Origin of the sequence: Sphingomonas sp. ASV193 (assembly GCF_040203355.1) — a bacterium.
In the GTDB taxonomy this organism is placed as follows: domain Bacteria; phylum Pseudomonadota; class Alphaproteobacteria; order Sphingomonadales; family Sphingomonadaceae; genus Sphingomicrobium.
This window is the reverse complement of the sequence record NZ_JBEHBW010000004.1, coordinates 45,480-72,108: the sequence shown is the minus strand read 5'-3', so window position 1 is coordinate 72,108 and position 26,629 is coordinate 45,480. Positions and strand designations below refer to the sequence as shown.

Genomic DNA, 26,629 nt, shown 5'->3' with positions numbered 1-26,629 from the left:
GGGAGCGACGGAAAGGCGATCCAACAGCGGGACCAGTCGATCGACCTGGCCCCGCCTGATGGACTCAATGAAGCTGGCGATAGGCTGGAAGGGTCAGGAACTCCTCGAACCGCTTCCAGGTGACGAGCTGATAGAGCAGCTTCGCCGCCTGCGGCAGGTGCGCGAGGTCGCCGAGCGCATAAACCTCTTCCTGGTGCCAATGTTCGAATAGGTCGCGGGTCAGATGGCGGCCATCGTCGATCGGCGCTTCATATTTCAGCCATTGCCACAGCTGCGCGCGGCAGATTTCCGCCGTCGCCGCGTCTTCCATCAGATCGTAGAGCGGCACCGCGCCGCGCCCGCCGAGCCACGCGGCGATATACTGGATCGCGACCCGGATGTTCTCGCGCACTCCGGCCTCGGTACGCGGGCCGTCATGAAGCGTCAGCATCGCCGCGCGGTCGGGAAGGGTGTCGGGCATCACGCCGAGCTGGTTCGGCCCGTCGATCGCGGCGAACGCCTCCATCGCCACCGGCACGAGCGCGGGGTGCGCGACCCAGGTCCCGTCGTGGCCGTTGCGGACTTCGCGTTCCTTGTCGGCCTTGACCCGGGCGAAGGCCGCGGCGTTGGCGGCCTCGTCGCCCTTCACCGGGATGAAGGCGGCCATCCCGCCCATCGCGAACGCCCCGCGTCGGTGGCAGGTCGCGACCAGGCGCAGCGAGTAGGCGGCGAGGAAGGCCTTATCCATCGTCATCGCCGAGCGGTCGGGGGTCAGCCAGTCGGGCGAATCGCCGATCCGCTTGATCGCCGAAAAGATATAGTCCCACCGGCCGCAATTAAGCCCGACGATGTTGTCGCGCAGCGCGTAGAGGATCTCGTCCATCTCGAACGCCGCGGGCAGCGTCTCGATCAGCACCGTCACCTTGATCGTCCCGCGCGCCAGCCCGAGCGCCGTCTCGCAATGGGCGAGGACGTCGCTCCACAGCGCCGCTTCCTCCATCGATTCGAGCTTGGGCAGGTAGAAATAGGGGCCGCTGCCGCGCTCGATCGCCAGGTGCGCGCAATTGGCGAGGTAGGTGGCGGCGTCGAACAACGCCCCGGCGACCGCCTCGCCCTCGACCGTGACATGGTCTTCGGGGAGGTGGAGGCCGCGGGGGCGGACGACGAGCACCGCCGGGTCGGGGCCGAGCGCGTAGCGCTTGCCGCTCGCCGAATCGGTGAACGCCAGCCGGCCCGTCCAGCGGTCCTTGAGATTGAGCTGCCCCTGTACCAGCTCGTCCCAGCGCGGCGCGGTCGCGTCCTCGAAATCGGCCATGAAAACTTTCGCGCCGCTGTTGAGCGCGTTGATCACCATCTTGGCGTTGGTCGGGCCGGTAATTTCGACCCGCCGGTCGGTGAGGTCCGCCGGGATCGCCCCGATCGTCCAGCCCGATTCGCGAATGTCGGCGGTATCGTCGCGAAAGTCGGGCCGGTGGCCCGCCGCATAGCGCTCCTGCCGCGCGCGGCGCGCGTCGAGCAGGTCGCGGCGCCGCGCGTCGAATCGGTCGTGGAGCTCGGCGACCAGCCCCAGCGCGGAATCGGTCAGCACCTCGCCGGCGCGCGCGATCCCGCTCACCGCCGCTACCGCGCGCGGACGGTCAATGGTCTCGCTCATCGACCGTACTCGGCGGCGATCGAATAGCGTCGGCTGGCCGGGTTGCGGTCGCGGAAGGTCAGTCGCTTCCACTCGGTCTGCGCGCGGCGTTCGCTGCCGAACGGCCCGTGGACCTGTTCGCTGCCGGGGACGATCCGGTCGAAGTCGCAGTCGGCATAGTCGCCGCCGACGATCCAGTAACGTGAAGCCATGTCGTTGCTCCCTTGGTCTCTATGTTTCGTCATTCGCTCAGGCGTGGGCGAACTGGTCCGCCTCGGTCGATTCGCGGTAGGCGGTGGTCGAGGCCTGTCCCGCCGACACCGCCGTGGCGATGGCGTCGAAATAGCCGGTGCCGACCTCGCGCTGGTGGCGGGTGGCGGTATAACCGTCGGCCTCGCTGGCGAACTCGGCCTGCTGGAGCTCGGAGTAGGCGGCCATCCCGCGATCGCGATAGCCGCGCGCCAATTCGAACATGCCGTGGTTGAGCTGGTGGAACCCCGCCAGCGTGACGAACTGGAACTTGTAGCCCATCGCGCCAAGCTCGCGCTGGAAGCGGGCGATGTCGTCCTTGTCGAGTTTCGCTTCCCAGTTGAACGAGGGCGAGCAGTTGTACGCCATCATCTTGCCCGGGACCGCCTTCTGCACCGCCTCGGCGAAGCGCCGCGCGTCGTCGAGGTTGGGGTTGCTGGTCTCCCACCACAGCAGGTCGGCGTGGGGGGCGAAGGCGATTCCCCGCTTGATGCAATGATCGATACCGCTGCCCTCCTTCAGGCGGAAAAAGCCTTCGCCGGTCCGCTCGCCGGTCAGGAATTCATGGTCGCGCTCGTCGATGTCGCTGGTGATCAGCCGCGCGCTTTCGGCGTCGGTGCGGGCGACGAGCACGGTCGGCACCCCCATGACGTCGGCCGCCAGCCGCGCCGCGTCGAGGTTGCGGATGTGCGCCTGGGTCGGGATCAGCACCTTGCCGCCGAGGTGGCCGCACTTCTTCTCGCTCGCCAGCTGGTCCTCGAAATGAACCCCGGCGGCGCCCGCCTCAATATAGGCCTTCATGATCTCGAAGCAGTTGAGCGGGCCGCCGAAGCCGGCCTCGGCGTCGGCGACGATCGGCGCGAACCAGTCGCGCTTGGCCCCGCCTTCCATATGCTCGATCTGGTCGGCACGCTGGAGGGTGCGGTTGATCCGGCGGCACAGCTCGGGCCCGGCATTCGCCGGGTAGAGCGACTGGTCGGGGTACATCGCCCCGGCGGTGTTGGCGTCGGCCGCGACCTGCCAGCCGCTGAGGTAGATCGCCTTCAGCCCGGCACGGACCATCTGCATCGCCTGGTTGCCGCTCAGCGCGCCGAGCGCGTTGATGTAGGGTTCGGTCCGAAGCAGTTCCCACAGCCGCAGCGCGCCTTTCCGCGCCAAGCTGCATTCGGGGACGAAGCTGCCACGCAGCCGCGCCACCTCTTCGGGACCGTAGGGGCGGGCAATCCCGTCGAAGCGGCCGGTCGGGGCGGGAACGAACTGGTCAAAACTTGCCATCGGGCGACTCCTGGTCCGCGAGATGCGGATCTGCCCGACGAAAAGGCGCGAGATTCTCCAAGCTGTCACGACGAAAAGCGCGCGATTGTCACAAGTTGACTTGTGAATCTCGTCGGAAATTGACAGCCTTCGAGGCATGTCGACCAAGCTCTTCCTCGGCCATCGCCTTCGCCGCCTGCGCCGCGACCATGGCCTGTCGCAGACCGCGATGGCGCAGTCGCTCGGGGTCAGCCCGTCCTACCTCAACCATCTCGAGCGCAACCAGCGCCCGGTCACCGCGGCGTTGCTGCTTCGGCTGGCCGAGCAGTACGAGGTCGACATCCGGGCCTTCGCCGCAGGCGGCGGCCATCGCACCAGTCCCGAAGCGCTGACCGAGATCTTCTCCGACGCGATGCTTCGCGATCTGGGGGTGCCGCGCCACGAGCTGGTCGAACTCGCCAACAACGCGCCGTCGGTCGCCGACGCGATCGCGCGGCTCTACCGGATCGTCCAGGAAAGCGGCGCGCGGCTGGAGACCGGCGGCGACGGCGACATCCGTTCGGCGGTCACCCCCGAAAGCTGGGTCCGCGACTATATCCAGCAGCATCGCAACCACTATCCCGCGCTCGAGGAAGCCGCCGAAACGCTCGGCGGGGCGCTCAGCGACCCGCTGTCGATGGCCGAGCCGCTTCGCCGCCGGCTGAAGGAGGCGTGGGGGATCGACGCGCGGGTAGTGCCGCAGGCCGAGCTCGGCAATGTCAGCCAGGACTATGACGCCGATCGCCGCCGCTTCCTGATCTCCTCGCAGCTGAAGCTCGAGAACCGCACGTTCGCGCTCGCCTACCAGCTCGCGCTGGTCGAGTTCGCGGGGGTGATCGACCGGATGGTCGAAAAGGCTGCGCCGCCCGACCCGGGGATCCACCAGCTGCTCCACATGAGCCTCGCCAACTATGCCGCCGGCGCGATCATGATGCCTTACGGACGCTTCCTGAAGGCGTGCGAGGACATGCGCTATTCGATCGACCATCTGTGCGGCGAGTTCGGCGCCAATGTCGAGCAGGTCGCGCACCGCTTCACCACGCTCAACCGCCCCGGCCATCGCGGCGTCCCCTTCTTCATGCTTCGGGTCGACCCGGCGGGGAACATCTCGAAGCGCTATGCCGGCGACCAGTTCCCGTTCAGCCGGTTCGGCGGGACCTGCCCCAAGTGGAACCTCCACGCCGCCTTCCAGGCCGCGGGGCAGGTCGTCACCCAGCTGATCGAGACCCCCGACGGCCAGCGCTTCTTTACCGTGGCGCGGACGATTGAGCGACCGATCAAGGCCGAGATCAGCGGCGGGCTGCTCGCGATCGGATTGGGCTGCGACATCAGCCACGCACACAAGCTGCACTGCGCCGAGGCCTACGACCTCGCCAACGCGCCGGTCACCCCGGTCGGCCCGGCCTGCGCGGCGTGTCCGCGGGTCGATTGCGCGCTTCGGGCGACCCCGCCGACCGGACGCATGCTGGCGGTCGACCGCAGCCGCAAGACGATCTCGCCCTTCCCGTTCGTCGCCGGCTGACCGCGACCTTTGCGCCGCCGCGCGCGTGCCGCTAAGGCGCCTGCCGATGGACCGTGACACGCTGATCGCCCGCATTTCCGCCGCGCCCGACCTCGGTGCGCTCGACCAGCTGCGCGTCGAGACGCTGGGCAAGTCGGGCAGCGTCACCGCGCTCCTGAAGACGCTCGGTGCGATGGACGCGGCGACCCGCTCGGTCGAGGGGCCGAAGATTCAGGCGCTTCGCGAGGCGGTGAGCGACGCCCTGACGTCACGCAAAGCGGCGCTCGAGGCGGAGGCGCTCGAGGCGCGGCTGGCGACCGAGCGGCTCGATCTTTCGCTGCCGGTCGAGGCGGCGCCCGCGGGCAGCGTCCACCCGGTCAGCCAGGTGATGGACGAGCTGGCGGAAATTTTTGCCGATCTCGGATTCGCGGTCGCCGAAGGGCCCGAGATCGAGGACGACTGGCACAATTTCAGTGCGCTCAACATCCCCGAGAGCCACCCGGCGCGGGCGATGCAGGACACCTTCTACCTCGACCAGGTCGACGAGCATGGCCGTCCGCTGGTGCTCCGCACTCACACCTCGCCGGTCCAGATCCGGACGATGCAGGCCAGCCCGCCGCCGATCCGGATCATCGCCCCGGGGCGAGTCTATCGAAGCGACAGCGACGCGACCCACACCCCGATGTTCCACCAGATCGAGGGTCTGGTGATCGACAAGGGCATCCACATGGGCCACCTCAAGTGGACGCTCGAGACGTTCCTCAAGGCCTTTTTCGAGCGCGACGATATCGTCATCCGCCTGCGCCCGAGCTATTTCCCCTTCACCGAGCCGTCGGCCGAGGTCGATATCGGCTGGTCGACCGAAAAGGGCCGCCGCGTGGTCGGCGGGTCCGAAGGCTGGCTCGAGGTGCTCGGCAGCGGGATGGTGCACCCCAAGGTCATCGCCAATTGCGGGCTCGACCCCGACGAGTGGCAGGGGTTCGCCTTCGGCACCGGCGTCGACCGGCTGGCGATGCTCAAATATGGCATGAACGACCTGCGCGCCTTTTTCGACGGCGACCTCCGGTGGCTTAAGCATTACGGCTTCCGCGCGCTCGACGTGCCGACGCTCAGCGGGGGAGTCGGCGCGTGAAGTTCACCTATAGCTGGCTCAAGGAGCATCTCGATACCGACGCCGCGCCGAGCGTCATCGCCGAGCGGCTGACCTCGATCGGCCTCGAGGTCGAGAGCGTCACCAACCCGGCCGAGCTGCTCGGCCCGTTCCGCATCGCGCGCGTGCTGAGCGCCGCGCCGCACCCGCAGGCCGACAAGCTGCAGGTGCTGTCGGTCGATGCCGGGGACGGCCCGATGCAGGTCGTGTGCGGCGCGCCCAATGCCCGCGAAGGGCTGGTCGGCGTGTTCGGCGGGCCGGGGACCTATGTCCCGGGGCCGGCGTTCACGCTGGGCAAGGCGACGATCCGCGGGGTCGAATCGAACGGGATGATGTGCTCGGCGCGCGAGCTCCAGCTCGGCGAGGACCATGACGGGATTATCGAGCTTCCCGCCGACGCGCCGGTCGGCGCGGGTTACGCCGAGTGGGCGGGGCTCGACGACGCGCTGTTCGACATCGCGGTGACCCCCAACCGGCAGGACTGCATGGGGGTACGCGGGATCGCGCGCGACCTCGCTGCGGCCGGACTCGGCACGCTCCGCCCGCTGCACGAGGTCTATCGCCAGCAGAGCCTCGACCCGGTCGCGGGCGAGGCGCCGGGCCCCGACGTCCGGACCGAGGACAGCGAGGGCTGCCCCGCCTTCTACGCGCAGGCGGTGCGCGGGCTGACCAACGGGCCGTCGCCCGACTGGCTGCAGAAGAAGCTGAAGGCGGTCGGGCAGAAGCCGATCTCGGTGCTGGTCGACATCACCAATCTCATCACCCTCGACCTCGGCCGACCGCTCCACGTCTACGACGCGGCGAAGCTCGACGGCGGGCTGGTCGCGCGGCGGGCCCGCGCGGGCGAGAGCGTGCTGGCGCTCAACGGCAGGACCTATGCCCTCGACGAGACGATGACGGTGATCGCCGACGCGTCGAAGGTCCACGACATCGGCGGGATCATGGGCGGCGAAGAGTCGGGCGTGTCGGCGGAGACGACCGACGTGATCATCGAATGCGCATGGTTCGATCCCGAGCGGATCGCGCTGACCGGACAGCGGCTGACGCTGACCAGCGACGCGCGCCAGCGGTTCGAGCGCGGGGTCGACCCGGCGTTCCTCGACGAGGGGTTGAGCCTCGCCACCCGGCTGGTGCTCGACCATACCGGCGGCGCCGCCAGTGGCGTGACGCGCGCGGGAACGCCGCCGGTAAGCGCGCGGACGATTTCGTTCGACCCGGCGCGGACGGCGGCGCTCGGCGGGGTCGAGGTGCCCGAGGCCGAGCAGCGCGCGATCCTCGAACGTCTGGGCTTCGGCGTCGCGGGCGACTGGACCGTGACCGTGCCGAGCTGGCGTCGTGACGTCAGCGGTCCGGCCGACCTGGTCGAAGAAGTTGTCCGCATGGTCGGGACCGACGCGATCCCATCGACCCCGCTGCCGCGTCCCGACGGGGTCGCGCGGCCGACCGCGACGCGCGCGCAGGCGATCGAGCGCAAGATGCGCCGCACCGCCGCCGCGCGCGGGCTCGACGAGGCGGTGACGTGGAGCTTCATCGCCGCGTCCGAGGCTGCGGCGTTCGGGGGCGGCGCGTTCACCATCGCCAACCCGATCAGCGAAGAGATGAAGGTCATGCGCCCCTCGCTGCTGCCCGGGCTGGCGGCGGCGGCGCGGCGCAACCGCGATCGCGGCGCGGCGAGCATCCGGCTGTTCGAGATCGGGCGACGCTACCTCGCCGAGGGCGAGAAGCCGACGCTTACCCTGCTGCTGGCGGGGGACAAGCGCGCGCGCGGCTGGCAGGCCGGCAAGGCGGCGCGGTTCAACGCGTTCGACGCCAAGGCCGAGGCGGTCGCGCTACTCGAGGCGGCGGGCGCGCCGGTCGCCAGCCTCCAGCTGACGCCGGGCGCGGGCGAGGCATGGCACCCCGGCCGCTCGGCGAGCCTCAGGCTGGGCAAGGCGGTGCTGGCCAATTTCGGCGAGATTCACCCGGCGCTGGCGAAGACGCTCGACCTGCCGACCGACACGGTCGCGGCGGAAATCTTCCTCGACGCCATCCCCGCGGCGCGGGCGAAGGAGCGGGCGCGGGTCGCCTTCACGCCTCCCGCGCTGCAGGCGGTCACCCGCGACTACGCCTTCACCGTTCCGCTCGAGCTCAGCGCCGACGCGCTGGTGCGCGCGGTCCGCGGCGCCGACAAGGCGGCGATCACCGACGCGCGGCTGTTCGACCGCTACGACGGCGGCGATGCGCTGAGCCTGGCGATCGAAGTGACGATGCAACCGGGCGAGAAAAGCTTCACCGAGGCCGAACTCGCCGCGATCTCCGAACGGATCGTCGCCGCCGCCGCCAAGCTCGGCGCGGCGCTCCGCGGCTAACGCTCGAATACCAGGAGCGATGAGGTCGCGCTGGCGATCAGCCGGTCGCGCTCGTCGATCAGCCTGGCCTCGGCGAACGCCGCGCGGCGACCGAAGCTCAGCAACTCGCCGATCGCGCGGACCGGGCCGCTGTCGGCGGACAGCGGGCGATGGTAGGCGACCTTGAGCTCGAGCGTCGTATAGCCCTGCGTCGCGCTGAGCCGACTATGCACTGCGCATCCGCACGCACTGTCGAGCAGAGTCGCAGCGAACCCGCCGTGAACCGTCCCGATCGGGTTGGTCGCGTGCGGGCCGGGGTGGCCGGTGAATACCACCCGGCCTTCCTCGACCTCTTCGAGCCGGAAGTGGAGGGTGGCGCCGATGCTCGGCCCCTGCCCGGTCGCCATCATCGCGCGGAGTTGGTCGATCCCGGGGCGGTCGTCGAAGATGTTCATGCGCCGACCCTAGCGGATCGGTTTCAATCCACAACCGGTCCTAGCGCATTGATCGCGGCGTGGACGCGCGCCTCTACGTCGTCGCGCTTGAGGCCGGGCGGGATCGGGTCGCCGACGCGAAAGCGCACGCGCCCCGAGCGCTTGAGGAAACCCTTGCCCCACAGTCGCCCGACATCGTGCGCGACCGGAATCACCGGCAGGGCGAGCGCGCGATAGAGTCCGGCGAAGCCCGGCTGGAGCGGGGGCTCGGCGCCGAACGGGACCCGGGTGCCCTCGGGAAAGATGATCACCGGGCGGCCCGAGGCGGCGGCGGCCCTGGCTTCCTTCATCATCTCGCGAAGCGCGGCCGCACCCGCCTCGCGGTCGACCCCGATCGCGCCGTAGCGGCGGGTCACCCAGCCGAACAGCGGCATCGAGGTAAGCTCGCGCTTCATCACCACCACGGGGGTGTGGCCGAAGCGGAGCGTGTCGACCGCCTCCATCATCGAATGATGCTTGACCGCGATCAGGTAGGGCCCGCGCGGGATCTCGCCCTCCCAGCGCACGTCGAGCCCGACGACGTGGCGCACCAGCCACCAGTGGAACGCCGACCAGCCGTGCACCACCTTGCGCACCGGCGCGGTGCCGAGCGGCGAGACGAGGATCGTCGCGAGCACGTAAAGCAGCGTGCCGGGATAGAAGAGCAGCGCGAACAGCGCCGAGCGGAGCGCGATCATCTCAGACGTCGAGCCAGACGCTTAGCCGGCGAAGGACATATTTATTATATTCGGCGAACAGCGTCATCAGGTTCGGCTCGGTATGCACCGCGTCGAGCCGGATTGCGTATCCGTCGCCGAGCAGATGCTCGAACTCATAGGCCGCGCGGCGCATGTGCCAGTCGCTGGTGACCAGCCGGAAGCGGGTGAAATGGTGGGCGTCGAGCCAGCGCTTGGCCTCCTCGGCGTTCGAGCGGGTGTCGACCGATTCGGTACCGATGTCGATGCAGCAGGCGAGCAGCGACGCGCTGCCGACGCGCGGGGCGAGGTCGGCCTTGGTCACCGACGGGTCGGCTCCGGCGATCAGCATCCGCTGCGCCGCGCCGGCCTTCATCAGCGCCGCGCCGCGTTCGATCCGCCCCGCGCCGCCGGTGATGACGACGATCGCCTGGTCCTTCGCCGACGCGTCGGCGGGACGATCGAGCGTCACCGCGAACAGCGCGAAGCCGAGCGCGTAGAGCAGCAGGAGGATCGAGAGCAGGCGGGCGATCATAAGGTCTCGCGCAAGGTAGCGAGCACCGTCCTTCGTGCAATGACCGCGGCAAGAATCACCACCCCGGCGGGGAGCGCGGCAAGCACGGCATATTCGGGCCAGCCGAGCAGCGCCCCGCCGGTCCATTGCCCGAGCCCCGCGAGCCCGCCCGCCACCAGCAGCAACAGCACCACCAGCGCGGCGGCGGTGCCGATACCGCTGCCGACCAGCGCCTCGATCGCGATCTTGCGCTGGAACAGCCGGGTGATCTGGGCATCGGTCGCGCCGATCCCGTGCATCACCTCGATCGTTCCACGCTGCGCGGCGAGCGCGCTCCGCGTCGCGAGGATCACCGCGGCGGCGGCGGCGGCGATCACCAGCAGCACGATCCCCGCGGCGACGAGCGAGAGCGCGTTGAGCGTGCCGAGCAGGGGCCCAAGTCGTTGCTCGTTCGCGGCGAGCGTCGCGGTCGGCGCGGCGGCGCGGACCGCGGCGGCGAGCGGGGCGGGATCGGCACCGGGGGCGAGGTCGACGTCGACCAGTGCGGGGATCGGCAGGTCGGCGGCCTCGTCGCGGGCGAGCGGGCCGAGCCACTGGGCGAGCGTCGCGCGGACTTCGGCCTCCGGCACCGGCGCGACCAGCGTGACGCCCGGCGTGGCGCGAAGCGCGGCGGTCAGGCGCGGCAGCGCGGCGGCACCGTCGGGCACTTCGACCAGGAAGCGGTGGCGAACCCCATCGCCGACCTTGCGCGCGCTGGCCGAGAGCGCGAGCCCGGCGGCGGCGACGACCAGCGTGACGAACACCATGATCGTCAGCAGCCACGCGGTCGCGCCGCCCCGCCCGGCGGGAAGCAGGCGCCGTTCGGGCGGGGTGGCGGCGAACGGGCCGATCATCGCGCGGCCACCGGCGGGTTGCGCAGCGCCCCGGTCGGATCGACGAGGTTACCGTTTTCGAGCCGGATCAGCTGCGCGCCGGGGGTCGCGGCGATGATGCCGAGGTCGTGGGTCGCGACCACCACGGTGGTGCCGAGCCGGTTCATCGCGGTCAGCAGGTGGAGGATCCGGGTCGCCATCGCCGCGTCGACGTTGCCGGTCGGTTCGTCGGCGACCAGCAGCTCGGGGCGCCCGATCACCGCGCGGGCGATGGCGACGCGCTGCTGTTCCCCGCCCGAAAGCGTCGCCGGCCGCGCGCTGGCGCGATCGGCGAGCCCGACCCAGGCGAGCATCTCGCGCACTGGTCCCTCGACCTCCTGCTCGCTGCCCCCCGCGATCCGCAGCGGGAGCGCGACATTGTCGAACGCCGACAGGTGGCGGATCAGCCGGAAATCCTGAAACACTACCCCGATGCGGCGGCGAAAAGCGGGCAGCGCGTCGCGGTCGGCCTCGCTCAACTCCTCGTCGAACAGCCGGATCCGTCCCCGGGTCGGACGCTGCGCGAGGTAGAGCAGCTTGAGCAGCGAGGTCTTGCCCGCGCCCGACGGACCGGTGAGGAAGTAGAAGCCCCCGCGCGCCAGCCGGAAGTCGAGGTCGCGAAGAACCTCGGCCCCGGTGCCGTAGCGCAGGCCGACCCGATCGAATTCGGCAATCGTCGCCAAGAAAACCGGGCTCCCTTCCCCCTCTTGATCCCGTCTGTCGCACAGGGGGAGCCGCCTTGCCAAGCGAGCGCCATTGCTGTTTACCGAAGTATGACAGAACAGCGGGATAACGCATGATCCTGACCTGCCCCGAATGCGAAACCAAATATGTCGTCAAGGACGGCGCCATTCCGGCGGGCGGGCGGCAAGTGCGCTGCGCGTCGTGCAAGCATAGCTGGCACCAGGACCCCGAGCCGGCGGCCGAGAGCGATGGCGAGGCGCTTGCCGTCGGGCCGGCGCAGGCCGTCGATGCAGGTTATGCCTCGACCGTCGCCGAACCGCCGGTTCCGGCGATGGCGGACGACGCGCCTCCCGCTTACGCCGACGAACCCGAACAGGCGATCGCCCATGACGAGATCGCCGACGCGCCCGAGCCGGTGATCGAGGAAAGCGCCTCGGTCGAACAGGCGGCGCTGGTCGATCCCGAGCCCGTATCCGCCACCCCGATCGCGGCCGAGCCCGACGACGACTGGGGCCGCGAGCCGGTGGGTCGCGAGGAGTGGGACGAGGCGCCCAAGCGGCGCTGGCCGATGCTGCTCCTTCTGCTGCTGGTGCTGATCGCGGCGGGGGCGGCGGCCTTCTGGTTCCTTGCCCCCGACAATCTGAAGGCGCGGGTCGGAATCGCGTCGAGCGGCCCGACCCCGCTCAAGATCATGGTCACCACCCGCGACCGGCAGCAGATGCCGAGCGGCAACGAGCTGGTGTCGATCAGCGGGCGGGTGATCAATCCGAGCCAGGGCGAACAGGTCATCCCCCCGATCCGTGCCGAGCTTCGCAACCACGACGGCGGCAAGCTGGTTTACGGCTGGACGATCTCGCCCCCGGCGCGGTCGCTTCCCGCGGGGGCAAGCGCGAGCTTCAACAGCGCGGTCGAAGTGCCCAAGGGCGGCGACGACGTCAGCCTGATCCTCGGCGGCAACGCGGCGGGCTGACCCGCCGTCACTCGAATTCGTAGGCGAGCACCTGCTGGGCGCTGTTGCCCGGCCCCGACGCGGTAACCAGTCGCGGCGTCATCCCCTTGCCCGGCGCGGGACGGCCCGGCCCGACCTCGACCGCGCGGAGGATCGTTACGGTCGCGTAACCCGTCGCGCTCCCGCGCGCGGCGAACACCGGGCTGTGCTGAAAGGCGGGCGCCGCCGGCTGCGCGCGTGAAGAGGGCGTGCCGTGCGGGACGCCTTGCGTGGCACCCGCCATGGCCAAGAGTGAGAGCGCCAGTCCCATGCCGCCGACCTAACGCGCCGCGCGGACAAAGGTAAACAGCGCCTTTACCAATGTCCCGCCAAGGGACGTGCGGCGCGCAGTTGCGCGCGCGAAATCGCTTTGCTAGAGGCCGCGCCTTACCAGGGTCGGGGCGGATCATCGCCACGACGGGGCACGTGCGGTCGTGGCGGAACTGGTAGACGCGCAACGTTGAGGTCGTTGTGTCCGAAAGGACGTGGAAGTTCGAGTCTTCTCGACCGCACCAGCCTGCTCCCTGAACAGGCCAAGCCCCTGGAAATCCCATCGAAATCGAAAAGTCGTGCGGCACGACTTCTGGTTAACGCGAAGCTGTCCGGTCAGTTGGCCGAGGCGAGCTTCGGCAGCGCGGTGACGATGATCGAGCCCATCCGCAGCAACGGATGGTCGCGATTGACCTCGGCCGCCTTGCCGAGGTCGACCGGCATGTTGAGCGCGGCGGCGCTCCCCTTGCTTAGCCGCAGCGAATAGCGACCGTATTTCACCCGCTCGAACAGGAAATAGCCATCGATGTCCGACCGGGTGGTCGCGACGACCTTGCCCGCCTCGTCGACCAGTTCGATGTCGGCGCCCTCGATCTCGCGCTGGTCCGAGCGCATCAGCGCGCCCTCGATCGACCCGCCGCCGACCAGCGCGATGTCGACGAAGGTGACCGTTCCCGGCCGCGGCACCACCACCTGCACTGCCTTGGCCGGGGTCAGCGCGGGATTGTCGAGGCTGGTCTGGTCGATTCCGACCGGAATCGGCTGGTAGGGGGCGAGGCCGCCGACGGTGACTTCGCCGCGCCGGTCGGTCGCGCTGAACACCTCGTGCGAGCCGGTCGTGACCATCGCCTTCTGTTCGAGCGGCTCGCCCGGGTCGTATTTCCCGTTTTCGTTGAGATCCTCGAACACCCGCGCCTCGACGGCGCCGTTGGTGGCGAGCTTTTCGCGGGTCGGGCGCAGGCCGTTGCCGTTAAATGGGGACAGCGAGAAGCTGAGGCTGATCCCCGCCGCGATCGACCCGTCGGTCGCCGCCTCGGCGGTGAACCCGGCATCGACCACCGAGAAGCGGTGGATGTGGCTGAACCGCGCCCGCCCGCGATGGTAGAGCGCGTCATAGGCGAGCGCCGCCTGCCATTCGGCGCGCTCGCCCGACGACCAGCTCGCCTCGATCTCGGCATTTTCGAACCGCTTGACCGGGGCGATGTCCCAGCGGGCGGTCCCGCGCCAGCGGATCGCCCCGACCCGCGCCGTGCCGATCAGCTCGGTATCGACCTGGTCGCTCGATTGTCCGCCCTCGCCGGGCGGCGCGCGTTCGCGAACGAAATGGGTTTGCGAGGAAAGGTTGAACCGGCCGATCTGCGCCCCGATCCGCGCGCTCGCGGCCAGCGCGGAGCTGCCGTCGACACGGACGAGCCGGCTGATGTCGGCGCTGACCGGGACCAGAGTCTTGCCGAGCCGCAGCGGCGCCGAGACCCCGAGCGTCTGCTCGCTCTTCGCCGCCCGGTCGTAGACCGCGCCGAAGCCGTTCGTGAAGCTGTTGGCCGCGTTGAGGGTGAATTGGCCGAATTTTGCCGCGATCTGGGCGCGCGCGGCGAACTTCCCGCGCGAATCGACCGCGACGGCGGTCTCGACCATCGCCTTGCCGAGGCTGTAGCGCACCGCGCCCTCGACGAAGGTCACCCGTGCGTCCTCGATCATCGCCGATTGCGCCAAGGCGGCGACCGACAGTCGCTCGCTGACGCCATATTCCGCGCTGGCGGAAAGTTCGGGGCCGGGTGAGACGGCTCGCCGGCTGATCGTTTCGCCCGTCGCCGGGTCGGTCGTGGTCGCCGGCGGCGGGTGGAAGCTGATCAGGTCGGTACCCGGCTGGCGCGCGCCGACCCAGTACCACAGCTTGCCCTTGGGGACATTGTCGCGGCCGACGTCGATCGATTCTCGGCGATGCTGTTCCTGGCCCTGCGGGCCGTAGAGGATGATTTCGAAGTCGTTCTCGCCATAGCTCATCTCGACGTCGTCGAAATGGTAGCGGCGGTCGCCCGACTTGCCGCCGTCGAACCCGACCAGCGCGCCGTTGCGATAGAGTTCGGCGTCCCAACCGGGGGGCAGGTCGCCGCTGAACTGAGTGCGGTCGAACCGGCTGTTGTGCGCCAGCGGGCGGTTGGTGATCATCGCCCCGCGGCCATTGTCGCCATTGCCGCCGAACGCCGACTGAAATCCCTCGACGTCGCCCACCGCGACGTTGGTGGCGTGAAGCGGGCCGAGCAGGTTGCCGTCGGGGTCGGCGCGGTAGAGGGTCGCTCGAACCGACTGCGGCTTGCCCGCCAGGTCGCCGCTGGCCGAGGCCTTGTAAGACATGGCGGCGAGTTCGCCGGCCATGAACATCGCCGCCGAGCGGTCGACCCTAACCCCGCTGCCGGCGTTGTAGGTGAGGCCGGCATTGACGACGAATTCGAACGCCGGGGCGCGCCACATCCGGTACGGCAGCCGCACGCGCGGCGCGCCGGTAAGGTCGAGTGCCGCCGCCGATTTGAGGCCCGACGCACGGTTCTGCCGCTCCATCGCCGCCTCGATCGGCAGCGTCTGGGTCGATTCGACCAGCAGCATCGAATTGTTGGTGTCGGCGGTGAACTCGATCCCGAGCCAGCGTCCGAGCGTCTTGCCGTCGACGCACCACCCTTCGGGCGCATCGTGGATCGCGCTTGTTGCAATTGATTCGCGTTTGCCGCGGATCGTCGCCGCAGAGGCGGCGCGGTCGATGACAACCGTCTGCTCCTGCCTGAAGGCCCAGCCGGTCGCCTTTCCGGCGACGAGGTCGATCTTGATCGGCACGTCGAGCGCCTGGACTACGTCCCCGAGGATGAGGCAGGTGCCCATCGGCGCCTGGTAGGCGCGCACCCCGTCGCCGAGCCGGAGCCGGTGGAGCGAGACGTCCAGATTATATTGTTCTTCGGGATCGGCGCGCCAGCCGTCGCCGACCGGCGACGACGCGGGAAGGACCGCGCCGGCGCCGATCAGCGCCAGCGCGGCCATCGCCCGCCACAGGGTGCGCAGCGCGCCCATCGGTTGCGGCCTAGCCCCCCAGCTCCCGGCCTTAGCGGAGCACCGCGCTGGTTTCGGCGACCAGGTTCGCGCCGTTGTCGCCGGTTTCGAGATACTGGACGGTCACCGGCCCGGCGATCGGGCCCTTGTAGGCGCTGTCGACCGGGATCACGACGCGACGCTGGGTCAGCTCCTTGTAGACCGCGACGCCCTTGACCTCGGCGATCGGTTCCTTGACCCCGGCGCGGATCACGCGGACCTCGCCGAAGGTCGAACGCCCACCCTGGCGGGTAAGCTCGAGCGAGATCGCCTCGCGCCCGCGGACCGTCTCATGCTCGACCGCCGCGATCCCAGACTTGGCCTCGAGATTTCCGAAGCGGACGATCACCGGGATGGTGACGCCGTAAATCGGGATCAGCTTGAACGCGATTCCCTTGGCGTCGCCGGGCGCCTCCGCCGGGGTCGGCGGGGGGAGCGCGCGGAACAGCAGGTGGACGCGGTATTCGCCGTCGGGCAGCCCGACGGGGGCGTGCGCCGACACGCGGATCGATTGCGGCTGGTTGGGCGGAAGCGTCACCTTGCGCGGGGCGAACAGGACCATGTCCTGCGCCGCTTTCTCGTCGGCGTTCGGGTCCTTGACCTCGACCAGCGAACCATCGGGCATCATCCGCCGCAGCTCGGCCGAGATGCGGTAGGTGGCGGTGTCGGTGCCGATATTCTTGAGGATGACCTCGGTCCCGCGCCCCCCGTTGAGGACGAGGCGGGTCGGCGCGACCAGAAGGTCGCCGATCCCGGCGCTCGCCGGCGCGGCGACCAGCATGCCGGCCGCGGCCAGCCCGATGGCGGTGAGTACTGACTTGCCCATGACGCTCTCCCCGGATCAGAATTGATCCATGCCGGAGGAGGTTTGGCCACAAATGGTTACCATCTTTCTAACCATAACGGACTAATCGCAGTTGAACGCGAAGCGGCGGACCCGGCCATCGCCGGATCCGCCGCCCGAGTGTCGATCGCGCCCCCGCGGGGACGGGCGATCAGTTGTAGTTGGCGGTCACCGTGAAGGTGCCCGAATAGCTGCCTTCGACCGTCGCGTCCGAGACGGTCATGCTGCCGCCGACGTAGAAGTTGGTGCCGGGCGAGCCCGAGTTGGCGAGCGAGGTGACGTAGTTGCCGCTCGACACGTTGGCGCCGAGGCTGTTCGAGGTCGTCACCGTGATGGTCGACGCGTTGGCCGCGTTGGTCAGCGTCACCGTGTTCGGGATGTTGACCGTCAGCGGCGTGTTGTTGGTGCCGGTGAGGTTGAACAGCGCCGAGCCGGTGGTCCCGGTGCAGGTGAAGCCGGTCGCGCAATAGGTGCCGCTCTGGCTGGCGGCGGCGCTGATCACGAAATTGCCAGTGTAGGTCGCGGTGCTCGGCGTGAAGATGTTGCCGAAGGCGACGGTGCCGCCGCCGGTCAGCGTCAGCGGCTTGACCACCTTGGCGGTGACCGTGGCGTTGGCGGTCGCGGCATTGGCCTCGACCGGCGCGAGGAAGGCGAGGCCGATGGCCAGGATCGCCGCGGTTGTACGAGCATTCAACATAGGACGAAACTCCCCACCCGTCGCGCCCGACATGGTTCGCGATCAAGGTCACCGCCGCATTAACCCTGTCGATCTTTCGATCCGGTTCGGATTCATGGTTACCGTTGCGGTAAGGTTTACGCTCGGCGCGCGAAAAAGGGCGGGGAGCCACCGGCCCCCCGCCCGCTTGCCGATCCGCCGTGGCGGCCGGTCAGTCCAACTTGGTGTCAGTCCAACTTGGCCTAAGCCAACTTGGTGTCGGCCAACTCAGTTATAGTCGGCGTAGACGTTGAACGAGCCGGTGTAGACGCCGTCGGCCGTGCCGGCCGGGACGTTGAGCGTCCCCGCCACGCCGAACGCAGTCGCCGTGGTGCCGAGCTGGGTCGCGGTCGGCGCCGCGAGGTCGGTCACGAAGTTGGTGACATTGACCGTGCCGCTGACCGAGCCGGTCAGGTTGACCGGACCGGTCGGAACGTCGACGTGAACGAACGCGCCCGGCGTTCCCGAGACGGTGAACTGCGCCGCCTTGACGGTGCCCGAGCACGACCAGCCGGTCGCACAGGTCACGACCGGGCTGGCGGTGGTGCCGCCCATCGGGAAGCTCGCCGCGGTGCCGCGAACCGAGGCCGGGCCGACGAGGATGCCGAAGTCCATCGTGTCGCTGCCGGTCACGGCCTTGAGGATCAGCGGCGTGTAGATCTTGACGGTCGCCTGGCCGGTGGCCTGGGCCTGGGTCGACGAGGTGGCGGCGGAGGCCTGGCCGGCGAAGGCGAAGCCGGTCACAACGGCGGCGAACGCCGCCTTCTTGAACAGGTTGGTCATGTCTTATTCCCCACAAGGTTCAGCATGGCGGCCGACCGAGCCAGGCCCGCCATCCACGACGCTGCTGTTAACCTCGACCGCTTACGGCTTTGCTCAGCAGTCTGGTTACGCCGCCATTTACGTTTTGCGTTTTCCCTAGGGGGAACGGCCTAGAGATAGTCGACGACGATCGGCACGTCGCCGCGAAAGTCGCCGTCCGAATCGCCCGACAGGTGAATCTCTCCGCCGAATCGGATGCGAAGTTCACCGTTCGAATCGAGTTGCGGCGCGCTCGGCAAATCGCTGTCGATCGATTCGAGCCGCAGCGTCCCGCCGTTGGCACCGACCAGTTCGAGCGCATGCGGCAAGTCGACCCGGACGAAGCGGTCGGGCTCGCCGCGAATGACGATCTCGCCCGCCATCGCGCGCATCGACACGCTGCCGACCGCCCCGCTCGACCGGCGGTTGCCGTCGGGCTGGACGGTCGCGCTGCCCGACCCGGGCCGGTCGAGGATCAGCTTGTCGAAATCGAGCCGCGCCACCACATCGAGGCGGATCGGGGCCTCGCTCGGACGTGACGACGACGATGACGTGGTCGGGGTCGCGCACAGCCGGCATTGCGCCGCGCCCGGCACGGGCACGACGAGCAGCGCGGCCAGGGCGGCCGGCACGGCGAAGCGGACGGGATAGCGGCCCATCATGGCACCCGGGTTAGGGCCGCGACGTTGAAACAAGGTTAACGCGGCTTTCACCATCGCCGAGAAGGAGACGGCATGACCAACAAGACCGACGCCGAATGGCGCGCCGAGCTTAGCGACGAGCAATATCGCGTCCTTCGCCAGGCAGGGACCGAGCCGCCAGGAAGCGGCGCGCTGCTCCATAACAAGCGCGAGGGCACCTACACCTGCGCCGGGTGCGGCGCGCCGCTGTTCGGCAGCGACACCAAATATGACAGCGGGTCGGGCTGGCCGAGCTTTACCGCGCCGGCCGGCGAGGACGCGGTCGACGAGCATCGCGACGTCAGCCACGGCATGGTCCGCACCGAGGTGCGCTGCGCCCGGTGCGAAGGGCATCTCGGCCATGTGTTCCCCGACGGGCCCGGTCCCGACGGGCTTCGCTACTGCATCAACTCGGCCTCGCTCGGCTTCGAGGAGAAGGACGGGGCCAAGGACGCCGACGGGGACCACCGCTAAGTCGCTTGCGGGCAGGGTGACGAACGAATAACGCTTTGGGCCAATGGCCCGCTCCCCGTCGTCACCCGCGCCGCGCGGCCGGATCGCCTCGCTGTTCCGCTGGTTCCTCGCGCTCGTCGTCCTCGGGCTCGTCCTGGTCGGGATCGCGGTCGCGGTCGCCGAGGCGTCGCTCCCCAGCTATGCCGAGCTGACCAAGCGCAACGACCTCGGCCAGATGATCCGCGTCCGCGCCGCCGACGGCAGCGTGCTGGTGTCGATGGGGCCGAGCTACGGGCGCTGGCTGCCCTACGACCAGATTCCGCAGACGATGAAGCTGGCGATGGTCTCGGTCGAGGACAAGCGCTTCCGCGAGCATCCCGGGGTCGACCCGATCGGCATCGCCCGCTCGCTCAAGGTCCGCCTCCAGACCGGGCGATGGGCGCAGGGTGGATCGACCATCACCCAGCAGCTCGCGCGCAACATCTTTCTCACCAACAAGCGCAACTTCGGCCGCAAGATCCGCGAGGCGGTCCTCGCGCTCGCGCTCGAGTGGAAGTTCAGCAAGGACCAGATCCTCGAGCTCTACCTAAACCGCGTCTATTTCGGTGGCGGTTCCTACGGGATCGACGCCGCCAGCCGCACCTTTTTCGGCCACGGCGCCGACCAGCTGAGCCTTGGCGAGGCGGCGATCATCGCCGGGCTGGTCAAGGCGCCGTCGAGCTATGCCCCGACCGCCGATATCGAGGCCGCGCGCGGCCGCGCCGGGGTGGTCATCAACCAGATGGTCGAGAACGGCTTCATCACGCCCGGCGAAGCGGCGAGCGCCAACCCCGCCGAGATCCGCCTGTCGCCGCCGATGAAACAAAACAGCGCGCGCTATTTCGTCGACTGGGCGCTGCCGCAGCTCGACACGCTGATCGACCCGACCACCGACCCGATCGACGTCTTCACCACGCTCGATCCGCGGATGCAGGTCGCCGCCGACAAGGCGATCAACGCCAACGCCCCGCCGGGGACGCAGGGCGCGCTCGTCTCGCTCGACCGTGACGGCGCGGTCCGGGCGATGATCGGCGGGCGCGACTATGTCAGCTCGATCTACAACCGCGCGACCCAGGCGCAGCGCCAGCCGGGCAGCTCGTTCAAGTTGTTCGTCTACCTTTCCGCGCTCGAGGCCGGGATGAAGCCGACCGACGTGATGGTCGACAAGCCGGTGACGATCGACGGGTGGAGCCCACGCAACTCGACCCGCACCTTCATCGGCCCGGTGCCGCTGCGCGAGGCGTTCGCCCGATCGATCAATACGATCAGCGCGCAGATCGGCGAGCAGGTCGGTTTCGCGACCATCGCCGGCATGGCGCACCGCTTCGGCATCAGCAGCAACATCTCGACCTTCCCGTCGATGGTGCTGGGGACCAGCGACGTGCGGGTGATCGACATGACCCGCGCCTTCGCCTCGGTCGGCGCGAACGGGATCAACGTCACCCCTTACGGGATTACCAAGGTCGTCACCGCCGACGGGCGGCTGCTTTATGCCCACCCCGCGGATACCGGGCAGGTGCTGGTCGCGCCCTATGTCGCGGCGGGCATGACCGACCTGCTCCAGACCGCGGTGATGAGCGGGACCGGGCGCGCGGCGCAGATCGGGCGGCCGGTCGCGGGCAAAACCGGGACGACCCAGTCGAACAAGGACGGCTGGTTCATCGGCTTTTCGAGCGGGCTGACCACCGGCGTCTGGTACGGGCGCGACGACAACCGGACCGTCCCCGGCCTCCAGGGCGGCACCGCCCCCGCGCGCGCCTTCCACGACTATATGGTGGTCGCGGTCGCCAACCGGCCGGTCGAGCAGTTCACCACCGCCGTGCCGATGCCCGACTGGCAGCTGTCGCCCGACGAGGAAGCGTGGGGCAATTACGACGCGAACGGGATGATGGTCGACGCCGACGGCAACCCGCTGCCGGGGCAGGATCCGGGCTATAACCCGGGGCCGCTCCCCGAGGATCGCGCGCCCCCGCCGCAACAGCCGCAGCCGCCGCAGGGTCCGCCGCCGGGCAACCCCGGCGACCAGCGCTGGCTCGAGGACGTGCTCAACCGGCCCAACGGCGCGCCGCGCCAGCCGCAGCAGCGCCCGCAGCAGCAACCGACCCCCTACCAGCCGCGACCGCCCCAGCCCCAGCCCCAGGACGCCACGTCAGAGTCGTACCCGCCGCAGTAAGGCCGACAGCCGGCGAAGCTTGCGCCGCGCGCGATCGGTCGAGCCGCCGAACAATTCCGCCTCGAACGCGTGGAAGGCCGCGCCATGATCCATGTGGCGGCGATGCGCGACCTCGTGCGCGACGACGTAGCGGCGCACTTCGGGCGGGGCGAGCAGCAGCCGCCAGTTGAATCGTATCCGCCCGTCGGCCGAACAGCTTCCCCAGCGCGTCCCCGCGTCGCCGACCGCGACCGCCGCGACCCGGATTCCCGCTCGCGACGCTATATCGGCGGTCTCCTCCGACAGCCGGCGAAGCGCCTCGGCCTTGAGCCAGCGACCGATCCGCCGCTCGTAGCCGTCGAGCGGCCCGCCGCACGCGATCGTCTCGTCGGTCAGCCCAACGGTCCGCGTCGCGCCTTCGACCCATTCGAGCCGCCGCTCGCCGCCGTCGAACGGGATCACCGCGCCGGGAACGAGGCGGATCGGCGCCTCGCGCTGGCCGATCTGCCGGTCGACCCAGCCGCGCTGCTCGCCCGCCCATTTGAGCGCGGCGCGGCGCGACAGGCGCGGCGGGCAGGTCAGCCGAAGCCGCTCGCGCCGGTCGTCGATCGCCAGCCGCAAGCGCCGCGCGCGCGGGTGGACGCGAAGCTCGACCGGCCAGGCGAGCCCCTCGACGCGCAGCAGTTCGGGGGCCGGCCCTACAACGGCCGATCGACCAAGTGCCATTCGAGGTCCCCGGCATCGACTTCGCTGACCGTCCAGCCACGGGTCGACTGGCCCGCCTCGTGGACGCTCTCGCGGCTCCCCGAGATCAGGTAATGCCAGTCGTAAAGCGGCTTGCCCTCGTGCCGCAGCCGGTAGGCGCAGGTCGACGGCAGCCATTCGAGCGCGTCGAGCTTGTCCTTCGACAGCACCACGCAGTCGGCGACCTGCTTCTTGCGATGCTTGTAATCGGTGCATCGCCCCTGCCTTCGATCGAGCAGCTTGCACGCGACGTTGGTCGGGTAGAGCTCGCCGGTCTCCTCGTCCTCGAGCTTGTGGAGGCAGCAGCGGCCGCAGCCGTCGCAAAGCGCCTCCCACTCGCCCGCGTCGAGCGCGGCGAGCGGCTTTTCCCAGAACGGCGTCGCGTCGGCGCTCACCGGTCGAACCCCAGCGTCGGGTCGATCTGCGCCGACAGGCGGCGCGCGGCGCGGCGGGCGAAGCGCAGCAGCTCGGCCTTGCGCCGGGCCGGGGCGAGCGGGCGGTGCGCGGCGTCGCGGACCAACGCGGCGTCGTAGCGGTCGGCGACCAGCAGCCCGGCGGCGGCGGGCAGGAACCGCTCTTCGTCGAGGATCGGGGCCAGGTGCGGCGGCACCGCCCAGTAGAAGCGGTCGCAATAGTCGAGATAGTCGGTCCACTTGCCGTCACCGACCAGGTCGGCGCGGCTGACCTTGATTTCGACGATCGTCAGCTGGCCCTTGCCGTCGATCGCCATCATGTCGGCGCGCCGCCCGTTGGGCAGCGGAACCTCGCAGATCGCGAACAGGTCCTGCCGGCACAACAGCCGCGTCACCCCGCGGGCGACTTCCCCCGCGATCGGCGGGGCGTCGGCGAAGCAGTCCGGAATCGGATTGGGCGGAGCAGGGGCGGTGGCCATCCGCCCTTCGTTAGAACAAAGCGGGGACGCCGTGAAGCGCCCGCGCCCGTCGGCTAGCGATAGAAGATGTGGTTGCCGATCGACCCGACGCGCACCGCGTGCCAGCTCGGCGACACGCGCTTGGCGTGGAAAAACAGCGCCTTGCCCGACAGCGGCGACGGCTGCAGCCCGCGATCGACGATCTTGGCGATCGCCACGGCGTTCTGCCACTGGCGGCCCGAGCGGTCGATGTGCGGCATCGCGTGGCCGCGGACGAAGCTGAACTGGCCGCGCTGGTAGACCACGCCGCAATAGCTCGACGGGAAGCGTCCCGACTTGGTGCGGTTGGCGAGCACGTGACCCACCGCGAGCTGGCCCTTGAGCGGCTCGCTCTTCGATTCGAAATAGATGGCCCCGGCGAGGCATTCGAGCTCGGCGCTGCCCGCGCTGGCCGACCGCAGTTCGGCGACTTCGCTTTCGAAGCTCAGGCCCGGCGCGACGGTTTCGACGGTCGACGGATCGGCGGTCGAGAGGGAATCATGTTCAGGCGTTTCCGGGGTCGCGACCGCCGGCAGCAGCGCCGGGCGGATCGTTTCCGGGATCTGGGCGGAGGCCGCCGCGAGGAGCGGCTCCGAACCGGGTCCGACCTGGGCCGGGGCAACGGACGATGCGCTTAGCGCGAAAGCCACCAGCAGGGCGGACCGAAACGACACGAACATAATATTCCAACACGTGCGGTGGATCGGCCCTTGGGCTCGCGACGTCCGGCGCATGACTGCGCCCCGCCGGCCCGGGTAACCCCCCGACTGCGTGGCATCTTCCGGACCTTGCTGCCCAAAAGGAGAGATGCCCCCCGCTCTTCGTTACGGACGCGTTTCCCCCCGAAGTTCCGAAGAATCAATCAATCGCAGATAAATCCACGATGAACCGTTCGCCCTGTGGGACGTCCAGTTCGATTAACCACAAGTCCGGGTCGAATCTGCGCTGCCTGGCGAGGAAGTCGTCAAGCTCGGACGGCTCGGTCGGTCCGGCGCGGGTCCAGCGATATTCGCCGTCGGCCCATTCGCGCCGCGCGCAGCTAAGATATTGCCCGCGCTCGATAATTACCAACAGGATCACCCCGCTGTCGGGATCGCCCGAGCGAATCACGGTCGCGAATCCGCCCTGCGACTCGGCCTTGCGACGAATCGCCGCGGCCTCGAGCGACGCCGGAAGCCGCGCGGTCATGCCTCGGCGCGGTAGCCGGCGAGCCCCGCCAGCGCGATGTGCGAGCGAAGGAAAGTGCCGGTCCCGCGCGCGCATTCCTCGCCCGAGGAATCGACGATCCGCGCCTCGGCGACGAACACCCGCCGCCGTCCCGACACCCAGCGGCCCTCGGCGTGCGCGGTGCCGACGCTCATCGGCTTGGTGAAGTGGAGGTTGAACGCGGTGGTGAGGAGAAAACGGTCGCTGACCAGGCTGTTGGCCGCATAGAAGGCGGCATCGTCGAGCATCTTGAAATAGAGCGTGCCGTGCGCCGCCCCGGCGGCGTGGAAGCTCGTCTCGGCGACCTCGAACACGATCCGCGAATGCCCCGCCTCGGGCAACGACAGGCTCGACTTGAACAGTTGGTTGATCGGCGCCGAACCGTAGAGCGTCTCCAGCGCGCGCAGGTGCGCCGCCTCGCCGCCGATCGGATCGCGCTTGCCCCCGGTTTCCACGTCAGGCGACTTCGCGCTCGTCGTCCCCGATCAGTACCGCCGCCAACGCGTCGCGGCTGCGCGCCCCGCGCAGCTTGCCGAGCGTCCCCGCGTCGCGCACCAGCCGGCTGATCGACGCCAGCGCCTTCAGATGCTCGGCCCCCGCGTCGCGCGGCGAAAGCAGCAGGAACACGAGGTCGACCTTTTCGCCGTCGATCGCCTTGTAGTCGATCGGCTGGGCGAGCCGCGCGACGAGGCCGTAGACGCGGTCGATCCCGTCGAGCTTGCCGTGGGGGATCGCAACGCCGCCGCCGAACCCGGTCGAGCCGAGCCGTTCGCGCTCGGCCACCGTCTCGGCGATCGCCGCGCCGTCGATTCCGAGCCGCTGCCCGGCAATCTGCGACAAGGTGTTGAGCAGCCCACGCTTGCTTCCCGCCGCCAGGTCGAAGCGGATCGCCTCGAGATCTAGGAAGTCGACGAGATTCATGCGCTGGTATCGGTCCCCGTTGAGCGGCGGCGCGCCCTAACGGATGGACGCGCGCTTGTCACCCGTTCGACGGTTCGACCCAGCCGATTGTTCCGTCGCCGCGACGATAGACCATGTTGAACGCCCCCGATGCGCTGTTCCGGAACATCAGCGCATTGGTGTTGCGAAGGTCGAGCATCATCACCGCGTCGCCGACCGTCGCGTCGGGAATGTCGACCCGGGTCTCGGCGACGATCGCCGGGGCCTGCGGGGTCGGTGCCTCGGCGTCGGCCGGGGCGGCGAACACGGTGTAGGCGGCGTTGTCGGGGATGGTGGGCGAAACCTCGGTCGCCGAATCGCCCCCGCGCCGCTCGCGCAGCCGATCAACGTAGCGCTTGAGCTGGCGCTCGATCTTGTCGGCGGCACCGTCGAAGGCGACGTGCGCATCGTCGGCGCGGTTCGACGCCTTCAGCACCATGCCGTGCCCGACCGGCGCGACGATGTCGCAGGTGAAGTCGTCGTACGGCCCGCGCCCGAAGGTGACGTTGGCGCCGACCGCGCGCGCGAAATAACGATCGGCCAAACCGCCGATCCGGTCGCTGACATGGTTCTGGAGAGCCGACCCGGTGTCCACCTGATGGCCTGCGATCCGAATATCCATGCTTGTTCCTTTCCTTACGTTTCCGTGGCGCCGCTAAGCGGCACCCAGGCGACTAACGCGTCAGGCCGCGCGCTGGTCGCCTTCGGCAACCAAAAAACGATCCCACAGCGCGCCTTTAACCCGGGCGAGGAACGCCTGGTGACGCGCGATCTCCTCCGCGCTTGCGGCATGCGGACGCGGGGCGCGGACCGGGCGTTCGACCACCACCGCGCGGCGCACATCGACCGTCGCCGGCGCGATTTCGGCGGCGAGCCCGAGCCCGATCTGTCGCCCGCCGGTCAGTTCGACATAAACCTGGCTGAGCAGTTGCGCGTCGAGCAGCGCGCCATGCTTTACCCGTTGCGAGCGGTCGACGCCGTAGCGGATGCACAGCGCGTCGAGGCTGTGCTTGGCGCCGGGATGGCGCGAACGGGCAAGCGTCAGCGTGTCGACCATCCGGCTGAGGCACACCGGCGGACGGCCGCAGCGCTGGAGCTCGTGATTGAGGAAGCCGAAGTCGAACCCGGCATTGTGCGCGACCAGCGGCGATTCGCCGAGAAATTCGAGCAGCTCTTCGGCGCGCGCGGCGAATAGCGGCTTGTCGCTGAGGAAGACGCTACTCAGCCCGTGGACCGCCTCGGCCTCGCTCGGCATCGGCCGTTCGGGGTTGAAATAGGCATGGAAGTGGCGGCCGGTCTCGACCCGGTTGATGATCTCGATGCAGCCGATTTCGACCATGCGGTCGCCCCCCGCAGGCGACAGGCCCGTGGTTTCGGTGTCGAACACGATTTCGCGCATTT

General features: G+C 69.4%; 29 protein-coding genes and 1 tRNA gene. 7 read left to right on the top strand and 23 right to left on the bottom strand.

Going from position 1 to position 26,629, the window contains the following annotated elements:
- Window positions 1-64: 64 nt before the first annotated feature.
- Genes aceB through aceA form a run of 3 tightly spaced genes read right to left on the bottom strand, consistent with a single transcriptional unit; the run spans window position 65 to window position 3,136 of the window.
- On the bottom strand, window positions 65-1,633 hold the full coding sequence (gene aceB, locus ABDK56_RS08740; RefSeq protein ID WP_349807881.1) for a malate synthase A: 1,569 nt from the start codon (window positions 1,631-1,633) through the stop codon (window positions 65-67).
- On the bottom strand, window positions 1,630-1,824 hold the full coding sequence (locus ABDK56_RS08735) for a DUF4170 domain-containing protein (protein WP_349807880.1): 195 nt from the start codon (window positions 1,822-1,824) through the stop codon (window positions 1,630-1,632). The genes aceB and ABDK56_RS08735 overlap by 4 nt, the downstream gene beginning before the upstream one ends.
- A gap of 37 nt (window positions 1,825-1,861) precedes the next feature.
- Complete coding sequence (aceA, locus tag ABDK56_RS08730) at window positions 1,862-3,136, bottom strand: isocitrate lyase (protein ID WP_349807879.1); 1,275 nt, start codon at window positions 3,134-3,136, stop codon at window positions 1,862-1,864.
- Window positions 3,137-3,272: 136 nt separating this feature from the next.
- On the opposite strand from aceA, the gene ABDK56_RS08725 reads away from it, so the two are divergent.
- Genes ABDK56_RS08725 through pheT form a run of 3 tightly spaced genes read left to right on the top strand, consistent with a single transcriptional unit; the run spans window position 3,273 to window position 8,153 of the window.
- Window positions 3,273-4,676 (top strand): helix-turn-helix domain-containing protein, encoded by a 1,404-nt coding sequence (locus ABDK56_RS08725; RefSeq protein WP_349807878.1) that lies wholly within the window; start codon window positions 3,273-3,275, stop codon window positions 4,674-4,676.
- A 46-nt stretch (window positions 4,677-4,722) separates the two neighbouring features.
- On the top strand, window positions 4,723-5,787 hold the full coding sequence (gene pheS, locus ABDK56_RS08720) for a phenylalanine--tRNA ligase subunit alpha (RefSeq protein WP_349807877.1): 1,065 nt from the start codon (window positions 4,723-4,725) through the stop codon (window positions 5,785-5,787).
- Window positions 5,784-8,153 (top strand): phenylalanine--tRNA ligase subunit beta, encoded by a 2,370-nt coding sequence (gene pheT / locus ABDK56_RS08715; RefSeq protein ID WP_349807876.1) that lies wholly within the window; start codon window positions 5,784-5,786, stop codon window positions 8,151-8,153. The genes pheS and pheT overlap by 4 nt, the downstream gene beginning before the upstream one ends.
- On the opposite strand, the gene ABDK56_RS08710 is transcribed toward pheT, so the two are convergent.
- The 5 genes from ABDK56_RS08710 to ftsE are packed head-to-tail and all read right to left on the bottom strand — an operon-like array spanning window position 8,150 to window position 11,408.
- Window positions 8,150-8,587, bottom strand: a complete 438-nt coding sequence (locus ABDK56_RS08710; protein ID WP_349807875.1) for a PaaI family thioesterase — start codon at window positions 8,585-8,587, stop codon at window positions 8,150-8,152. The two genes, pheT and ABDK56_RS08710, sit on opposite strands and share 4 nt — an antisense overlap.
- A 23-nt stretch (window positions 8,588-8,610) precedes the next feature.
- Window positions 8,611-9,303 (bottom strand): lysophospholipid acyltransferase family protein, encoded by a 693-nt coding sequence (locus tag ABDK56_RS08705; protein WP_349807874.1) that lies wholly within the window; start codon window positions 9,301-9,303, stop codon window positions 8,611-8,613.
- 1 nt (window position 9,304) lies between these two features.
- A complete protein-coding gene (locus ABDK56_RS08700; RefSeq protein ID WP_349807873.1) occupies window positions 9,305-9,835 on the bottom strand; it encodes a YdcF family protein in 531 nt (176 codons plus the stop codon).
- Entirely contained in the window at window positions 9,832-10,707 is an 876-nt protein-coding gene (locus ABDK56_RS08695; RefSeq protein WP_349807872.1) for a cell division protein FtsX, read from the bottom strand. The genes ABDK56_RS08700 and ABDK56_RS08695 overlap by 4 nt, the downstream gene beginning before the upstream one ends.
- Window positions 10,704-11,408 carry a cell division ATP-binding protein FtsE gene (ftsE, locus tag ABDK56_RS08690; RefSeq protein WP_349807871.1) on the bottom strand — a complete coding sequence of 235 codons (705 nt, stop codon included), beginning with the start codon at window positions 11,406-11,408 and terminating at the stop codon, window positions 10,704-10,706. The genes ABDK56_RS08695 and ftsE overlap by 4 nt, the downstream gene beginning before the upstream one ends.
- 113 nt (window positions 11,409-11,521) lie before the next feature.
- Here ftsE and ABDK56_RS08685 point away from each other — a divergent pair, with 113 nt between their 5' ends.
- Window positions 11,522-12,379: a zinc-ribbon domain-containing protein gene (locus ABDK56_RS08685; protein ID WP_349807870.1), complete on the top strand. Its 858-nt coding sequence runs from the start codon at window positions 11,522-11,524 to the stop codon at window positions 12,377-12,379.
- A gap of 7 nt (window positions 12,380-12,386) precedes the next feature.
- Here the strand turns inward: ABDK56_RS08685 and ABDK56_RS08680 are convergent, their stop codons facing one another.
- On the bottom strand, window positions 12,387-12,668 hold the full coding sequence (locus tag ABDK56_RS08680) for a hypothetical protein (protein ID WP_349807869.1): 282 nt from the start codon (window positions 12,666-12,668) through the stop codon (window positions 12,387-12,389).
- 157 nt (window positions 12,669-12,825) lie between these two features.
- On the opposite strand from ABDK56_RS08680, the gene ABDK56_RS08675 reads away from it, so the two are divergent.
- Window positions 12,826-12,912 (top strand) — tRNA-Leu (locus ABDK56_RS08675).
- Window positions 12,913-13,003: 91 nt separating this feature from the next.
- Here the strand turns inward: ABDK56_RS08675 and ABDK56_RS08670 are convergent.
- The 5 genes from ABDK56_RS08670 to ABDK56_RS08650 all read right to left on the bottom strand — a co-directional run bounded on the left by ABDK56_RS08670 (window position 13,004) and on the right by ABDK56_RS08650 (window position 18,764).
- Window positions 13,004-15,727, bottom strand: coding sequence for an MSCRAMM family protein (locus ABDK56_RS08670; protein WP_349807868.1), 2,724 nt, complete (start codon window positions 15,725-15,727; stop codon window positions 13,004-13,006).
- Between the two features lie 31 nt (window positions 15,728-15,758).
- Window positions 15,759-16,571: a fimbrial biogenesis chaperone gene (locus tag ABDK56_RS08665; RefSeq protein ID WP_349807867.1), complete on the bottom strand. Its 813-nt coding sequence runs from the start codon at window positions 16,569-16,571 to the stop codon at window positions 15,759-15,761.
- Window positions 16,572-16,740: 169 nt separating this feature from the next.
- Window positions 16,741-17,283 carry a DUF4402 domain-containing protein gene (locus ABDK56_RS08660; RefSeq protein ID WP_349807866.1) on the bottom strand — a complete coding sequence of 181 codons (543 nt, stop codon included), beginning with the start codon at window positions 17,281-17,283 and terminating at the stop codon, window positions 16,741-16,743.
- 249 nt (window positions 17,284-17,532) lie between these two features.
- Complete coding sequence (locus tag ABDK56_RS08655; protein WP_349807865.1) at window positions 17,533-18,087, bottom strand: DUF4402 domain-containing protein; 555 nt, start codon at window positions 18,085-18,087, stop codon at window positions 17,533-17,535.
- A gap of 149 nt (window positions 18,088-18,236) precedes the next feature.
- Window positions 18,237-18,764, bottom strand: coding sequence for a DUF4402 domain-containing protein (locus ABDK56_RS08650; protein ID WP_349807864.1), 528 nt, complete (start codon window positions 18,762-18,764; stop codon window positions 18,237-18,239).
- A gap of 75 nt (window positions 18,765-18,839) precedes the next feature.
- On the opposite strand from ABDK56_RS08650, the gene msrB reads away from it, so the two are divergent.
- A complete protein-coding gene (gene msrB, locus ABDK56_RS08645; protein WP_349807863.1) occupies window positions 18,840-19,259 on the top strand; it encodes a peptide-methionine (R)-S-oxide reductase MsrB in 420 nt (139 codons plus the stop codon).
- Between the two features lie 43 nt (window positions 19,260-19,302).
- On the top strand, window positions 19,303-21,450 hold the full coding sequence (locus ABDK56_RS08640; RefSeq protein ID WP_349807862.1) for a transglycosylase domain-containing protein: 2,148 nt from the start codon (window positions 19,303-19,305) through the stop codon (window positions 21,448-21,450).
- Here the strand turns inward: ABDK56_RS08640 and ABDK56_RS08635 are convergent.
- The 9 genes from ABDK56_RS08635 to dnaQ all read right to left on the bottom strand — a co-directional run bounded on the left by ABDK56_RS08635 (window position 21,427) and on the right by dnaQ (window position 26,627).
- A complete protein-coding gene (locus ABDK56_RS08635) occupies window positions 21,427-22,155 on the bottom strand; it encodes a M48 family metallopeptidase (protein WP_349807861.1) in 729 nt (242 codons plus the stop codon). The two genes, ABDK56_RS08640 and ABDK56_RS08635, sit on opposite strands and share 24 nt — an antisense overlap.
- Window positions 22,128-22,568, bottom strand: a complete 441-nt coding sequence (locus ABDK56_RS08630) for a YcgN family cysteine cluster protein (RefSeq protein WP_349807860.1) — start codon at window positions 22,566-22,568, stop codon at window positions 22,128-22,130. Before ABDK56_RS08630 ends, ABDK56_RS08635 begins: the two co-directional genes overlap by 28 nt.
- The gene (locus ABDK56_RS08625; RefSeq protein ID WP_349807859.1) at window positions 22,565-23,065 is read right to left on the bottom strand and encodes an MmcB family DNA repair protein; all 501 of its coding nucleotides are present in this window, start codon (window positions 23,063-23,065) and stop codon (window positions 22,565-22,567) included. The genes ABDK56_RS08630 and ABDK56_RS08625 overlap by 4 nt, the downstream gene beginning before the upstream one ends.
- Window positions 23,066-23,118: 53 nt before the next feature.
- Complete coding sequence (locus tag ABDK56_RS08620) at window positions 23,119-23,733, bottom strand: cell wall hydrolase (RefSeq protein WP_349807858.1); 615 nt, start codon at window positions 23,731-23,733, stop codon at window positions 23,119-23,121.
- A 208-nt stretch (window positions 23,734-23,941) separates the two neighbouring features.
- Window positions 23,942-24,271 (bottom strand): DUF1491 family protein, encoded by a 330-nt coding sequence (locus ABDK56_RS08615; protein WP_349807857.1) that lies wholly within the window; start codon window positions 24,269-24,271, stop codon window positions 23,942-23,944.
- Window positions 24,268-24,744 carry a PaaI family thioesterase gene (locus tag ABDK56_RS08610; RefSeq protein WP_349807856.1) on the bottom strand — a complete coding sequence of 159 codons (477 nt, stop codon included), beginning with the start codon at window positions 24,742-24,744 and terminating at the stop codon, window positions 24,268-24,270. The genes ABDK56_RS08615 and ABDK56_RS08610 overlap by 4 nt, the downstream gene beginning before the upstream one ends.
- A 1-nt stretch (window position 24,745) precedes the next feature.
- Window positions 24,746-25,210, bottom strand: a complete 465-nt coding sequence (locus ABDK56_RS08605) for a PTS sugar transporter subunit IIA (RefSeq protein ID WP_349807855.1) — start codon at window positions 25,208-25,210, stop codon at window positions 24,746-24,748.
- A gap of 58 nt (window positions 25,211-25,268) precedes the next feature.
- Entirely contained in the window at window positions 25,269-25,850 is a 582-nt protein-coding gene (gene hpf / locus ABDK56_RS08600; RefSeq protein ID WP_349807854.1) for a ribosome hibernation-promoting factor, HPF/YfiA family, read from the bottom strand.
- Window positions 25,851-25,910: 60 nt separating this feature from the next.
- Entirely contained in the window at window positions 25,911-26,627 is a 717-nt protein-coding gene (gene dnaQ / locus ABDK56_RS08595) for a DNA polymerase III subunit epsilon (RefSeq protein WP_349807853.1), read from the bottom strand.
- Between the last annotated feature and the right edge of the window lie 2 nt (window positions 26,628-26,629).